Here is a 13,409-nt window from a genome sequence, read left to right as displayed (position 1 = left end):
ACGGTCTAGGGTGCCACAGTCGGTTTACGTCGACGCCCCCGGACCACCCACCCCGATGCCCAGCTCGCCAGGTATGCGATGACGAACGGCATCGGCACCACCCGTGCGCGCCGGACTCGACGCAGCATCCCCACGGTCTCGCGCAGTCGCCGCCCCGATCCGAAACGCCGATCCATCTCGATCGCGGATGGCGAGAGGGGATCCCGTTCCACGAGCGTCTGCGCCATCAGCTGACGCCATCCCGCGTAGATCCAGAACAGCATCCGTGCCATCGCCGGAGGAGAGGCGGTCCCCTCGTAGCGCGCAGCGAACCCGACCGCGTTGGCCCAGGCTCGTCGCAGGGTTGCGATCGGGCCGAGCCGCAGACGGCTCGGATCACCGAACACGTTGGCGGAGTGCTGCACGTAATCCTGCACGACATCCTCGACGATGAGACCGCCTCCCTGTGCCATCCCGACGACCGCGAGCCAGTGGTCGTGCGCGACGGTGTGGGAGGAGAGACGTGGAAACGGCAGCGCCGTCGACAGCAGGTCGCCGCGGAAGATGCACAGCGAGCCGGTGAACTGATTCACGATCATCGTCGATGCGGCGTCGAGCTGCCGGCGCTCGGTGAATCCGAGCACCTCATCACCGGGGTGGGCCACCAGTCGGGCCTGGCCGGACACGATCGCGGACTCCGAGAGGTGCGGGAGCAGTGTCTCGAGCTTGTGGGGGTACCAGAAGTCGTCCTGGTCGCTCAGAGCCACCCATTCGGCCTCTGCGGGCACCGCCTCGAGCCCCCGCTCGAAGTTCAGGTAGAAGCCGAGACGTCGGCCGTCTGCGAGGATCCTGAAGCGGTCGTCTCCGGCCGCGACATCGGCGACGACCTCCTCGACGGTCTCCAGTTCTCCGTCGACCGAGATGATGCACTCCCAGTCCGTCACCGTCTGGTCGCGGATCGAGGCGAGCTGGCGGGCGAAGAGCTCCTTGGAGGGTCGATAGGCGGCGAGCACGATAACTCCAACCATCTGGTCCCTGACCTCTCCTTCACGCCGTCTCCAGTAGTCTAGGCTCGCACGCGTTCACGTCCCCGCCATCCCGAATGGTGTTGGGCCGCAATGGTCCGAGGAGTCCCATCGATGAAGGTTCTACTGTCACGCTTTGCGGGCTTTAGCGCCGTTCCTCTGATCTCCTTCATCGCCCCACTGTTCCTGCTCCCCATCATCCCGAACGTCTTCGGCTTGGCGGCCTGGGGCTCCGTGGGCACGGCCCAGGCCGTCGGAACCGTCTGCGCGATCATCGCGGGGTTCGGCTGGAACATCTCCGGCGGAGCGCGCATCGCGCTCAGCGCCGACGATGCCGCCCGGCGTCAGATCTTCGGTGATTCGTTCTGGTGCCGCGGCCTGCTCGTCGTGACGGCGGGATTGATCGGCGCCGCGCTCAGCTCGTTCCTCGTCCCCGCCGAGTTCCGCCTCGTCGCCGCACTCGTCACCCTGGCGACCACCGCTGCGGCCATGACCGTCGTCTGGTACGCAGTCGGCGTGGGCAACGCGCGAGTGGTGCTGCTGTTCGAGACCGTCCCGGTGAGTGTGAGCGTTGCACTTGCGATTCCCCTCCTCCTGCTGACGGAGCAGTTGCTGTGGTACCCGGTGCTCACGCTGATCGGCTTCCTCACCGGTCCTCTGCTGCTGAACCTCCGCCTCTATCGACGGCCCGTGCCCCCGTTCGCGGGGAAGCGGATCCTGCGCGCATACCGGGCGAACCTCTCGGTCGCCGCGGCGGAGACGATCGGCGGGTCGTACACGTCTGCACCCATCCCGCTCGCGCAGGGCATCCTCGGCGCGACGGCCAGCGGTCAGGCCACCTCTGCGGACAAGTTCTTCCGCATCGCACTCTTCGCCATCACGGTCCTGTCGAACACTCTGCAGAAGTGGGTGCTCGAGGTCTCGTATGCACATGGTCGGGCACGCCGCCATTTCGTGGCCTTCGGACTCCATGCTGCACTCGCGCTCATCGGCGGCACGGCGCTGACACTGCTCGGCCCGCTGCTCTCCACACTCCTCTTCGGTGCGGAGGCGACGCCGGAGACCGCCGTGTTCCTCGGCTTCGGGGCGACCTTCGCGCTGACGAGTCTGACCACCCCCTTCATCCGCAATGTGCTGGTTCCCGCCGGCCTCAACCGCTACGTGCTCTTCGGCACCCTCGGCGCTGCTCTCGTCGGACTCCCGCTCATGGTCCTGGGCTCCCAATGGGGTCTCAGCGGGATCATCGCCGCCCTCGCGGCCTCGGAGCTCGTGATCCTCGCCGTCGTCGGGGCTGCCGGAACACATCATCTGCTCCTGGAGAGGCGATCGGCTTTCGCTCTCGTCGCGCCAGCTGAGGGAGACATCGCATGACCGAGGCCGTGAGCGTGTGCATGGCGACATACAACGGCGAGCGATTCGTCCGGCACCAGCTCGAATCGATCCTCGACGGACTCCTCCCCGGCGACGAGGTGGTCGTGGTCGACGATGCCAGCACTGACGGCACCGCAGCTGTCGTGGCCGCTCTCGGAGACGATCGCATCCGACTGATCCGCTCCGAGACGAACCAGGGATACGTGAAAGCCTTCGAGGCCGCGATAGCCGAAGCGACCCGCGAGATCATCTTCCTCTCCGACCAGGATGACGAGTGGGTCCCCGGCCGCCGTGCGCTGCTGGTCGAGGCACTTCGCGACCGGTCGATCGCGGCCGGCGACCTCGTGCTGCTGCCTGACGACGCACCTCTGCGTTCTCCGCTCACCGGACGCCCGTGGCACCTCGATGCCCTGCCCTCAGGCGGCTCTCTGGCGAATGAGCTGCGTCTGCTCGCGGGCGACGCGCCCTACTACGGGTGCGCGATGGCGTTCCGACGCGAGGCCAGAGACCTCATCCTGCCCTTTCCCGAGTTCCTCGTCGAGTCGCATGATCTGTGGATCGCGACCGTCGGCAATACCGCTCGGGAGCTCGCGCATGTCCAGAGCCCGGTGCTGCGGCGCCGCCTGCATGACGCCAATGCGTCGGCCCCGAAGCCGCGAGGACTCCGCAAGGCGCTGCAGTCGAGGTGGATGCTCCTCCGCGCATGGCGTGAAGCATCGCGTCGCGTCCGCGCAGCGCGCTGACACCACCGTCATGCGCCTGAGCTGCCGCGCAGGGCTCCGCGCCCTCAGCTCAGGTCGACGACGTGCGCCAGCGACGATCGCACACCCCGCGCCGTGCCGTGCCGCAGCACGAGAGGCAGCGCGGCGATCCCGTGCAGCCGCGACATGAGGCGCACCCGTGCGGTCCGCGCTGTGCGGCTCCATCCTCGCTCAGCAGCCGATCGGCGCGCGATGCGGTAATACCGCCGCTCATCGAGAAAGCGACTGCCGTCGAGCAGCGTCTTCTGGGATGCGCTCTCCAGATGGCGACGATACGAGAATGCGAGCGTCGGCGTGTAGGCCAGCGTGCCGCCGTCGAAGGCGATGTCCATCAGCAGCGCCAGGTCCTGGATGACCGGAAGGTCGTCCGTGAAGTCGATACGGCGAAGCGTCTCCACTCGGAGCGAGAGCGACGGCCAATAGAGCCAGTTGCCCCTGATCAGCGTGGTGGCCATGTCCGGGCCGCTGAAGACAGTCACTCCCCGCCCCTTCGGAGCGAGGTGGCGCTGCTTGATCCGATCGACGAGGGGAAGGACGACAGCCCCGTTCTCGTCGATGACCTGAACCGCCGGCTGGATGACGTCGGCATGCGGCACTGCGCGGGCCGCCGCGCGGACGACCTCCACATAATTCGGGTGCAGAAGGTCGTCGCAGCCGAGGATCGTGACGAAATCCCCCGACGCACGCCGAACCGACTCCCGGAAGTTCTCGGTGATCCCGACGTTGTGCTCGTTCCGGGAGTAGACGATCCGCTCATCCCGCTCTTCACTGAAGTGGACTGCGACCGAGTCATCGGGATAGCAGTCGTCGATGATCGTCAACCGCCAGTCCGGATCGGTCTGGGCGCGGACGGATTCGACTGTCTCGTAGAGCTGATCCGGGTCGCCCCAGAACGGCACGAAGATCTCGTAGGTCATGACCCGAGTCCGCACGAGACGATCTTGAAGAGCTTCGCGTCGCCGCGCTGCTCGACGAGTTCGACGAAGGGCGAGCTGTCGAGGTCATCGAGTCCCGAGTAGTCCGCGTCGTTCTCCTGGAAGTCCCCGTCGGCACTGAAGTCGAGGACGTACGCGACCCCGGTGTCCTCGAGCGCGTCGCAGACCTGCGGAGAGTCGCCATCCGTGCTCAGCATCGTGTTGATCGCTTCAGCGTCGTCGGTGAGGTCCATCAGGAGATGGGGCATGAGGACCCGTCTTCCGCTCACACCGTACGCGAACGATGCTCCCGTCCACGGGTCTCCCGCGATGACCGCATCCTCCGGGACGAGCTCTGCGAGGTCCTCCATGAGATCGAGTTCGTCTGGAGACACGATCGGCCCACCGGGTCGGAGCTCGTAGGTGAACTCGATGTCGGCGGCAGCCTGTCGAATCGCGGCGTTCTGCGTGACCCCGACGAGCGCGATCACGACGATGGCGATCAGGACGATGGGCAGGCGCTCGGAGAACCGTCGGACCCGCGTCAGCACTCGCTGCCGAAGGAGCCAGGTCACGAGGACGATTCCGCCCAGCGCCGCGAGCGGCAGTACTCCGATCGCCCAGAAGGCGGCGATACGCGGCGGATTGTTGTACCACGGAGCGGTGAACCAGAAGCGCAGCGTCTCATACGGCGACGCCGACACGATGATGTAGAGCACAGCCGAGATGACCGCCATCGCGAGGATCGACCACCGCGCGTAGGTGCCTCTGCGGATGACGCTGTATGCGCCGATGATCATCAGGGCGGTGATCCCGAGCGAGCTCGGATAGCCGTACACGCTCGCCGCGACGACTTCACCGATCGAGTCGGGAACCGTGTTGATGATGGGCCAGTAGATCTGGCTGGCCGGGGGCCGTACCACCTGCAGGAGAACGACCCCTGCAGCGGCGTATGCGACCAGCAGGCCGATGCCGATCAGTCGCGGTCGACCCGGGGTCCTCACCTCGTGCAGAAGCCTGGCGAGGACGAAAGGCACCGTGAGCGCGACGACCGCCATGAGCGCGCCCGGGTGCGCGACACCCAGACCGGGCACCACGAGCACCAGCAGGAGCGCCCAGTCCTGACGACGCGGCACCCTTCCGGGCCTGAGCAGCCACCAGGCGACGACGATGGCGGCGGGTGCGACGGCGAGGCCGAGGAACAACGGGTAGAGCACGCCGTAATGCAGCAGCAGGAAGGGGAATGCCGGGAAGGCGGCGGCCAGCGCCCCCGCGATCACCGTCATGATCTGGTTGCGGCCCAGGAGCTCGCGCACGAGGAGCACCGCGCCGATCGGCCAGACGACCGCAGCGACGACGATGATCATCGCGTTGGTCGCGAGCGGCACGGAGGCTCCGCTGAGCGCGACGACGATCGAGACCATCGCATGCCAGCCGGACGGGTAGAACGGAACGCCCGCCGGCGAGGTCATGCTGCCCAGCCACAGGGGCGATGCGTTTCCGGTGTCGAGCACGTACTGGACGGCGTTCAGGTGGAAGAAGTTGTCGTATCGCTGCGAGAAGAACTCCGGGTCGTGCATGCTTCTGACCAGCACGAACGCGATGAGAGCGGCGGGTACGACGATCGAGACGATCACGGCGACCAGTTGCCTGGCGCTCGAGCGCTGACGGAGCGGCACAGGCGTGCCGACGTGCTTCGACCAGAAGTATGCGGCGACCGAAGCCACAGCAGTGAGGATGAGCACCGGAAGGATGCTCCACCGGATTCCCACGAACGGCGCCGCGAGGGCGGCGACTGCGACGAGCGAGACGCTGAGCGCGGGGGCCAGCGCGACGAGCCTCATTCCGCGCAGGCGGAGGAGGAAGCCGAGCAGCAGTCCGGGAAGGAAGAGAAGAGCGCCGGTGACGAGCAGCGCGGGCAGGATCGAGACCCAGCTCACGCCGCCTCCGCCTCCGGGTAGCGGATCTTCGGGTTGAAGGTGATGCCCTTCAACCACTTGCCGAGCAGTTTCGCTCGCAGGTCCAGAGGAACGCGGCCTCGGTGGAGGCTCACGAACAGCCGTGCACCGAACTCCACGAAGTACAGGAAGCCACGATGGTGCAGCTGCCAGGACGCCTCGTTGCGCACACCGTACGAGAACTTCCACAGGCTCTTGCGGTCGACCATCGCGAAGTTGACTCCGCGGTTGTCCCCCATGTCATGGACGACGACGCTGTCGAGCACCTGCACACCGGGGCAACGCGCGGTGAGGCGAAGCGTGTACTCGCGGTCGTCGAACCAGATGAAGTACTCGGAATAGGGAAGCCCGTACTCCGCGATGGCCCACCGCGGGATCAGCACCGAGACGAACGAGCACGCGGTCACCATGACGTTCTTCTGCCCCTTGACGAGCAGGCGTCCCCAGTCCCACGTCGTCACCGGGTTGTTCATCTCGCAGATGCTGCCGTCGGTGAACTCGACGACCGAGCACGCGAAGGGAACGTCGCCACCGAGTTCCTCGACCGCCCCGTCGAAACCGGCGATGAGGCTCGCGAGGGCTTCGGGCTTCGGATAGCAGTCGTCGTCCATGATCCACACGTGATCTGCACCGGACGCGTATCCGCGCAGCATCCCCTCGGAGAAGCCGCCCGCTCCCCCGGAGTTGGTCGACATGGTCACAACTTCGAGGGGCACCGCTGTCTCGAGCGCGGCAAGGTACTCCGCCGTGCCGTCGGTCGAGGCGTTGTCGATCACGAACAGCGTCTCGACGGGGTGCGTCTGCGCCTCGATCGACGCGATCACGGTCTTCAGCTTCTCGAGCCGATTGAACGTGACGACCACTCCAGCGACACTCACCACGAGCCCACCTCTTCCTTGAACCATGAACTCGCGGACTGCTGGGACAGCAGCTTCTTCTCAGCCTTGCGCTCCTTGCGCCACAGCGCTTCCCTCGCCTCTTCGTCGTCGACGAGCGGGCCCACCGCGTCAGCGAGCTGGCGCGCTGCGAGACGGGCATATCGAGGAACCAGGGCAGTCTCCGGGATGATGTCGCCCTGGGCGCCGACGTCCGTCGAGATCACCGGCACTCCGTGCGCGATCGCCTCGAGAGTCGTCAGTGTGAGTCCCTCATTGTGGGAGGCGACCACGAGCACGTGGGCTTCGTCGAGCGTGTCGGAGACCGGGGTGTCGGAGGTGCGCCGGATGATGTCGGCCCCCAGGCCCTCCGCCTCGATGATGTCATCGACCCAGCTCGACAGCTCCCCACCGCCGTGGAGGATGAAACGCAGCGAATATCCCTGCCGTTTCAGGCGGCGCGCCATCGCGAGGTACACCTCCGGCGCTTTCTGCCGCGCCATGCGGCCGACGAACGCGACAGTGAACTGCTCTCCCTCGACCCGCGGGCGGAACACGGCATCCTTCGGCTTCACGGTGAGTCCGCCGAGCGGTGCCATGACCACGCGGTCGGAGGGGATCCGCTGGACGTCTGTCATCCAGCGCGCGAGGCTCGGCGAGATCACGTGATGCGTGGTGATCGACTTCGATGCGATGGCACTGCTCAGGGGATAGCCGCCCCCGGTGTACTCGACGATGTGCGTGCTGTCGACGATGGGGATGCCGGGGCGCGACGCCGCGATCCACGCCACCCGGTCGTAGAGCCACTGGTTGTGATGGATGACGACGCCCCGCACGTCGAAGGTGCGCAGCAGCGCGCGGAGCAGTGGTTCGACGCCGGCCGTCTGAGACTCGACGGTGGGCTCCGAGAACGGGATGAGCAGCGCCCCGTCGAGCTCGGGACGGGTGACCCACGGCTGGTGGGAGTCCCGATTCGTGAGCACGATCGGGAGCAGGCCGGCCTCACGCACCAGTCGCACCGTCTCGAAGGCCCAGAGCTCAGCGCCGCCGAGTTCGAACCAGTGGAGACCGATGATCACGGCCTTCTGCGCGCCCTCGGGGGCAGGGGCGGCCGGCACGATCACCTCGCCCTCGTGCGCACCCCCACGTCGGAACTCGCCTTCGTAGTCGCGAGGCTCGATGGCGGTCGTGAGCTTGCGGCGGAATCTGAGCAGCGAGAGATCGCGCGCGTCGTCGTAGAGGAGCGGAGCGCGCGACTTGACACTCCGTGCGATCCGTCCGACGAGCCCCGGGCGCTGGGGTCGGTAGGGGTCGGAGCTCAGAACACTGTCGGATGAGACGTGCAGATGCCTGGTGGGCGACGCGACGAGAGCGGCGGAGGCGGCCTCCGTGTGCTCGGGATCACGCTCTTCGACGGAGACGGAGCTCACGATGCCGAAGCTCCCGATACGGTGGCGGTTGTTCCTCGAGAGCCCGTCGAACGTGCTGTCGTCAGTCAGGCGGGGAGTCGTCTCCACCGAGCCGTCGTAGAGATGGACCCGGAGCGCCCGTTGGGGCGCCATGAGCGCATGGAAGTTCAGCGCACCGACGAGGAGGCGACGCTCACGCTCCGACAGATCCACACCCGTCTGCGGGTCCTCGAAGCGGAAGAGTGCAGGCTGATCGAGAGCTTGAAGAGGTGTCACGGATACAGTTTGCTTTCGGATCGACGGACGCACGAGACCTCCGCGATCCTACCAGCGACCGTGACTCCGACCCTGGGTTGAGCCTGTGCCGCGCGTTCGGCGCTTCCCCATCGATCTGCCAGGGACGAGGCGTCAGGGATCGTATGATTGCTCACGGTGCGCCCGAGACCGTCGGCGCGTCGGAAGGTGGAATCGCGGTGCAACAGGCTCGCACAGCCGACGACCAGAGAATGACGACTCCTGGCGCGAATCGAGGGCTCCTCGAGGTCTTCCGGCAAAGGCATCTGCTCTCGCTCATCGTGCGCAAGGAAGTGCAGATCCGCTACCGGGGCTCCATCTTCGGGTGGCTCTGGTCCTACGTGAAGCCGCTCGTGCAGTTCGTCGTCTTCTTCGTCGCGATCGGCGTCTTCCTCGGTCTGAACGACCGGGTCGACTTCTTCCCGATCTATCTGCTGTCCGGTATCACCGTGGTGACCTTCTTCAATGAGGCGTTCTCCAACGGCACCCGCTCACTGGTCGACAACGCGGCGCTGATCAAGAAGATCTACCTGCCCCGCGAGATGTTCCCGATCGCGAGCATGATGATCGCCGCCGTGAACACGGTGCCCCAGATCATCGTGGTGATCGCGATCTCGCTGTTCTTCGGCTGGGCGCCGACGTTCGCGTCCATCGGCGCGATCCTCCTGGCCCTGGTGATCATCGCGGTCCTGGCCAGCGGGCTCGGCCTCTTCTTCGGTTCGATCAACGTGACGTTCCGCGATGCGCAGAGCTTCGTCGAGATCATCGTCATGATCGCGATCTGGGCCTCCCCCGTGATGTACGAGTGGACCCAGGTCGCCAGGGTCGTGCCCGATTGGCTCTTCGTCCTCTACCGACTGAACCCGATCACCGCCGCCGTCGAGCTGTTCCACTACGGAGTCTGGTTCCCGCTCGGACCCGATGCCTCCCCGATCCCCGACGTATGGATGTACGGGCTCATCGCACTCGTGACGTCACTCATCGCGCTGGTCATCGGCCAGCTCGTCTTCCGCCGACTGGAGGGCCGCTTTGCCCAAGATCTCTGATGCGCAGCCACTCCCGCGGATCATCATCGACGACGTCCACAAGACCTTCAAGCTCCGGCACACGCACTCGATCAAGGAGACGGCTCTCGCCGCGATCCGTCGCAAGCCGCTGACCACGGACTTCCACGCCCTCGACGGCGTCTCGTTCGACATCCAACAGGGCGAATCCGTCGCGCTCCTCGGCTTCAACGGTTCCGGCAAGTCGACGATGCTCAAGCTGATCTCCGGGGTGCTCGAACCGGATGCCGGCACGGTGCTCACTCGCGGTCGCGTCGCCGGTCTCATCGAGGTCGGCGCGGGGTTCCACCCGGATCTGTCCGGTCGCGAGAACATCTTCCTCAACGCCGCGATCCTGGGCATGACCAAGAAGGAGACCGAGGCACGGTACGACGAGATCGTCGCGTTCAGCGAGATCGAGCAGTTCATCGACACCGAGGTGAAGCACTATTCATCCGGCATGTTCCTCAGACTCGCCTTCTCCGTGGCGATCCACACCGAGATGGACGTCCTGCTGATCGACGAGATCCTCTCCGTCGGCGACGAGCCGTTCCAGAAGAAGTGCCTCGCACGCGTCCGCGAACTGCACGCACAGGGCAAGACGCTCGTCGTCGTCAGCCACGATCTCAACATGGTCTCGAACCTGTGCGATCGAGGCATCCTGCTCCAGAAGGGCAAGGTGCGCTTCGACGGGCCCAGCGCGGATGCCGTCGAGGTCATGCGCTCCTGATCAGAGCCTGCCCCCGAGGCGGGCTCGGGACTCAGAGGTCCGCGTGCAGTCCCCACACGCGCTCGGCCGCGCCGAGCCACGAGAACGATCTCGACCGATCGGTGCCGAGCACGCTCAGGCGACGTGAGCCGTCGCCGACCGCATCGGCCACGGCCTCGGCGACGTCCGCCGGATCGGCTATCACTCCCCCGTCGGCTATCACGTCGTGGTGCACTCCGCTGTCGACGGCGACCACCGGCACGCCGAGCGTCATCGCCTCGACCGCACGCCACGGCCACACGGCGCGTGCGCTCGTGGCCACCAGGACGGACGCACCTGCGAGGACCGCTGCCCTGTCAGCCACCGTCAGCGCCCCGCGCACATGCGCCTTCGATTCGGGCAGTCCTGCTGCCGCGGCGATCTCGGCCAGCCTCGGTTCAGAACCTTCCGGTGCGTCGAGCACCACGGCTTCCGTGCCCGCCGCGATCGCCGCCCGGAAACCGTGCTCGAGCGACGCAGCGGAGCCCGTCAGGACCAGATAGCCCGCAGGCAGAGACAGAGAGGCTCGTCGGGCAGTCGCGTCGAACGGGACCACCAGCGCCGACGGCGCCGCTCCCGGGATGACGCGGATCCGCCCACTCAGCTTCGCGATCTCCGCCAGTCGCGCGCCGACCGCATGAGAGGGGACGACGACGGCATCCGCGTGCTTGACCGCTCGTTTCAGCATCGCGCGCTGCCAGGCGACTGCGGACTTCGACAGAGCGTCGGGCTCTTCCCACGCCTGCAGATCCCACAGCGTGACGGTGGTCTGATCGTGGTCGTGCAGGCGGTCATGCCGCACCAGGGGCGCCATCAACGTCGGCGAGTGGATGAGACCTCCGCCGACCCCCGGCGCGATCCCCAGCTGCCACGATGCCGCGAGCTCACGCCGTGCGAGCGACAGTCTGCGCACATCCGTGAGACCCGGAATCTGCACCTCGGCACCGGACGGGACGATCGCCTCGACCTCGCAACCGGCCGGAGCGGTCGAGATCAGCGCCGCGGTGAGGTCGGATGCCGCAGACGCATGATCCGCGTGCACGACATGCGTCAGCTGATCCAGAACCACACGCAGCCGAGCACCCATGCGACAACAGTAATCGCCCTCGCGCTCCGAACCTGGGAGCGTGACCGAGAGCGACGCGGATCGGGGACACCGCGCACCTCTGATATGCCGCTTCGTGCTTGAATGCAGGGGTGAGTGACGGACGACTGCCTGTACGTCGTCGATGGGTGCGGTGGACCATCGGCGTGATCGTGATCCTCTTCGTGCTCGCGATCGGCTGGGTCGCCATCCGCGGCATCGGTGCGGTGAACAGCCTGCAGGAGGTCGCGGCGTCATCGTCGAAGCTCAAGCAGGCGATCGGCGAGGGCGACCTCGACAGGGCAGCATCGCTCTCTTCCCGGATCGCCCACCATGCGGGATCCGCCCACGACCTGACATCCGATCCGATCTGGCACGGATTCGGTCTCCTTCCATGGCTCGGTCCGAATTTCTCGGCGGTGAGCGAGGTCGCGGCGATCGCCGACGACGTCGCCTCGGACGCGCTCGTCCCCGTTCTGCAGGCCGCCGACGAGCTCGACCTGGCGAGTCTGGGACTCTCGGGCGGGGCAGTCGATCTGGCGCCGTTCGCGCAGATCGAGCCGTCGCTCGCTGACGCGAGCGCGACGCTGACGTCTGCCGAGACGCGTGCCATCCGCATCGATGCGGATGCGACTCTGCCGCCGCTCGCCGACGCAGTGCGGGAGATGAGATCGACCGTCACCCAGGCCGCCACGGTGGTCGGAGCGCTGCACGGAGCGTCCGCGCTGCTGCCGAGCATGCTCGGCGCGGAAGGGCCCAGGAACTACGTGCTCGCGATGCAGAACAACGCCGAGCTGCGATCCTCGGGCGGCATCATCGGGGCCATCGCCCTCCTCAACGCTGAGAACGGCCGGATCACCCTCGTGCAACAGGCCTCCGTCCCCGACTTCCCGGCCCTCGAGACCCCGATCCCGCTCAGCGAGTCGACCGTCGCGCTCTTCGAGGATCGTCCGGGTCGCTACATGCAGAACCTCACGAGCATCCCCGATTTCACCGAGGCGGGTCCTGCGATCGCGACACGCTGGCAGAACCGCTTCGGACAGCCGGTCGACGGGGTCATCGCGGTCGACGCCGTGATGACCGAGACCCTCGTCGCAGCCACAGGACCGCTCACGTTCGGGCCGTTCAGCGCCACCGAGGAGACCGTGGTGGGACTGCTGCTCTCCGAGATCTACGCCGCCGTCCCCGATCCGCTGGCACAGGACGAGATCTTCTCGCAGGCCGCGGGAGCGCTCCTCTCCGCAGCACTGACCCAGGCGGATCCGAAGGACCTCGTCGCCGCTCTCTCGGCCTCGGCAGACGAGCGGCGTATCCGCATCTGGAGCGCGCACGAGGACGAGGAGGCGATCCTGTCGGCGTCGACTCTCGGCGGAGCGCTGCCAGAGGACGACACCCAGACTCACGTCGGCGTCCTGTTGAACGACACCACCGGCGGCAAGATGGACTTCTATGCCGACGCCGCCATAACGACCTCGATCGGCACCTGCGAGGGCGAGCCGACCACGCAGGTGACGGTGACGTGGAGGAACGATGCGCCGGCCGACGCAGGCACTTCCCTGCCGCCCTACGTGACCGCTGACGGGTTCTACGGGGTGCCGGCCGGGTCGACACGGACTCTGATCACCGTGTACGGCCCCGAGGGCGCGACTCCGTCTCACATCGACCGCGACGGGGAAGAGGCGAGTGTGCAGACGGCTCTGCTCGGCTCCCGGTCGGCCGTTCAGCACGAGGTTCTCCTGGCCCCGGGTGAGTCGTCGAAGATCACGGTCGAGTTCCAGGGAACCGGGGCCGGAGAGCGGCTCACGGTGGTCGACCACACGCCCATGGTGGACACGCCGGAGACATCTCGCGAGCAACTGCGTTGCGCATCGTGACTTTCCGTATTCGATGATGTAGGGTCAATCCCACTGGGGAATATCTGAGTTCTGCAATTCTGTCGTGGGGACAG

Annotated in this window: 11 protein-coding genes; 5 read left to right on the top strand and 6 right to left on the bottom strand. The window is 66.7% G+C overall.

The window, feature by feature from the left end; genetic code table 11:
• Positions 1-5: 5 nt before the first annotated feature.
• Entirely contained in the window at positions 6-1,007 is a 1,002-nt protein-coding gene (locus ACZ0AA_RS01720; RefSeq protein ID WP_463511972.1) for a glycosyltransferase, read from the bottom strand.
• Positions 1,008-1,118: 111 nt separating this feature from the next.
• Between ACZ0AA_RS01720 and ACZ0AA_RS01715 the strand changes: the two genes are divergently transcribed.
• Positions 1,119-2,375, top strand: a complete 1,257-nt coding sequence (locus ACZ0AA_RS01715; RefSeq protein ID WP_463511971.1) for a polysaccharide biosynthesis protein — start codon at positions 1,119-1,121, stop codon at positions 2,373-2,375.
• Positions 2,372-3,118, top strand: coding sequence for a glycosyltransferase (locus ACZ0AA_RS01710; protein ID WP_463511970.1), 747 nt, complete (start codon positions 2,372-2,374; stop codon positions 3,116-3,118). Before ACZ0AA_RS01715 ends, ACZ0AA_RS01710 begins: the two co-directional genes overlap by 4 nt.
• Positions 3,119-3,162: 44 nt before the next feature.
• Here the strand turns inward: ACZ0AA_RS01710 and ACZ0AA_RS01705 are convergent, their stop codons facing one another.
• Genes ACZ0AA_RS01705 through ACZ0AA_RS01690 form a run of 4 tightly spaced genes read right to left on the bottom strand, consistent with a single transcriptional unit; the run spans position 3,163 to position 8,568 of the window.
• Positions 3,163-4,053 (bottom strand): glycosyltransferase, encoded by an 891-nt coding sequence (locus ACZ0AA_RS01705; protein WP_400861180.1) that lies wholly within the window; start codon positions 4,051-4,053, stop codon positions 3,163-3,165.
• Entirely contained in the window at positions 4,050-5,990 is a 1,941-nt protein-coding gene (locus tag ACZ0AA_RS01700) for a DUF6541 family protein (RefSeq protein WP_463511969.1), read from the bottom strand. The genes ACZ0AA_RS01705 and ACZ0AA_RS01700 overlap by 4 nt, the downstream gene beginning before the upstream one ends.
• Entirely contained in the window at positions 5,987-6,886 is a 900-nt protein-coding gene (locus tag ACZ0AA_RS01695) for a glycosyltransferase family 2 protein (RefSeq protein WP_463511968.1), read from the bottom strand. Before ACZ0AA_RS01695 ends, ACZ0AA_RS01700 begins: the two co-directional genes overlap by 4 nt.
• Positions 6,883-8,568 carry a glycosyltransferase gene (locus ACZ0AA_RS01690; protein ID WP_463511967.1) on the bottom strand — a complete coding sequence of 562 codons (1,686 nt, stop codon included), beginning with the start codon at positions 8,566-8,568 and terminating at the stop codon, positions 6,883-6,885. The genes ACZ0AA_RS01695 and ACZ0AA_RS01690 overlap by 4 nt, the downstream gene beginning before the upstream one ends.
• 230 nt (positions 8,569-8,798) lie before the next feature.
• On the opposite strand from ACZ0AA_RS01690, the gene ACZ0AA_RS01685 reads away from it, so the two are divergent.
• Complete coding sequence (locus tag ACZ0AA_RS01685; RefSeq protein ID WP_463511966.1) at positions 8,799-9,632, top strand: ABC transporter permease; 834 nt, start codon at positions 8,799-8,801, stop codon at positions 9,630-9,632.
• Entirely contained in the window at positions 9,616-10,359 is a 744-nt protein-coding gene (locus ACZ0AA_RS01680; RefSeq protein ID WP_463511965.1) for an ABC transporter ATP-binding protein, read from the top strand. The genes ACZ0AA_RS01685 and ACZ0AA_RS01680 overlap by 17 nt, the downstream gene beginning before the upstream one ends.
• A gap of 31 nt (positions 10,360-10,390) precedes the next feature.
• Here ACZ0AA_RS01680 and ACZ0AA_RS01675 read toward each other — a convergent pair whose 3' ends face one another.
• Entirely contained in the window at positions 10,391-11,464 is a 1,074-nt protein-coding gene (locus tag ACZ0AA_RS01675; RefSeq protein ID WP_463511964.1) for a glycosyltransferase, read from the bottom strand.
• Positions 11,465-11,574: 110 nt separating this feature from the next.
• Between ACZ0AA_RS01675 and ACZ0AA_RS01670 the strand changes: the two genes are divergently transcribed.
• Positions 11,575-13,335, top strand: a complete 1,761-nt coding sequence (locus ACZ0AA_RS01670) for a DUF4012 domain-containing protein (RefSeq protein WP_463511963.1) — start codon at positions 11,575-11,577, stop codon at positions 13,333-13,335.
• Positions 13,336-13,409: the final 74 nt, after the last annotated feature.

The sequence above is a fragment of the Microbacterium sp. AC035 genome, assembly GCF_979258485.1.
Note: the sequence above shows the minus strand (reverse complement) of the source record. Positions and strands in the feature narration are given on the sequence as shown.

Bases quoted from the DNA above. Each gene is read 5' to 3' on its own strand.
- ACZ0AA_RS01705 (WP_400861180.1), bottom strand. From the start codon at position 4,053: ATGACCTACGAGATCTTCGTGCCGTTCTGGGGCGACCCGGATCAGCTC.
- ACZ0AA_RS01720 (WP_463511972.1), bottom strand. From the start codon at position 1,007: ATGGTTGGAGTTATCGTGCTCGCCGCCTATCGACCCTCCAAGGAGCTC.
- ACZ0AA_RS01710 (WP_463511970.1), top strand. From the start codon at position 2,372: ATGACCGAGGCCGTGAGCGTGTGCATGGCGACATACAACGGCGAGCGA.
- ACZ0AA_RS01685 (WP_463511966.1), top strand. From the start codon at position 8,799: ATGACGACTCCTGGCGCGAATCGAGGGCTCCTCGAGGTCTTCCGGCAA.
- ACZ0AA_RS01675 (WP_463511964.1), bottom strand. From the start codon at position 11,464: ATGGGTGCTCGGCTGCGTGTGGTTCTGGATCAGCTGACGCATGTCGTG.
- ACZ0AA_RS01715 (WP_463511971.1), top strand. From the start codon at position 1,119: ATGAAGGTTCTACTGTCACGCTTTGCGGGCTTTAGCGCCGTTCCTCTG.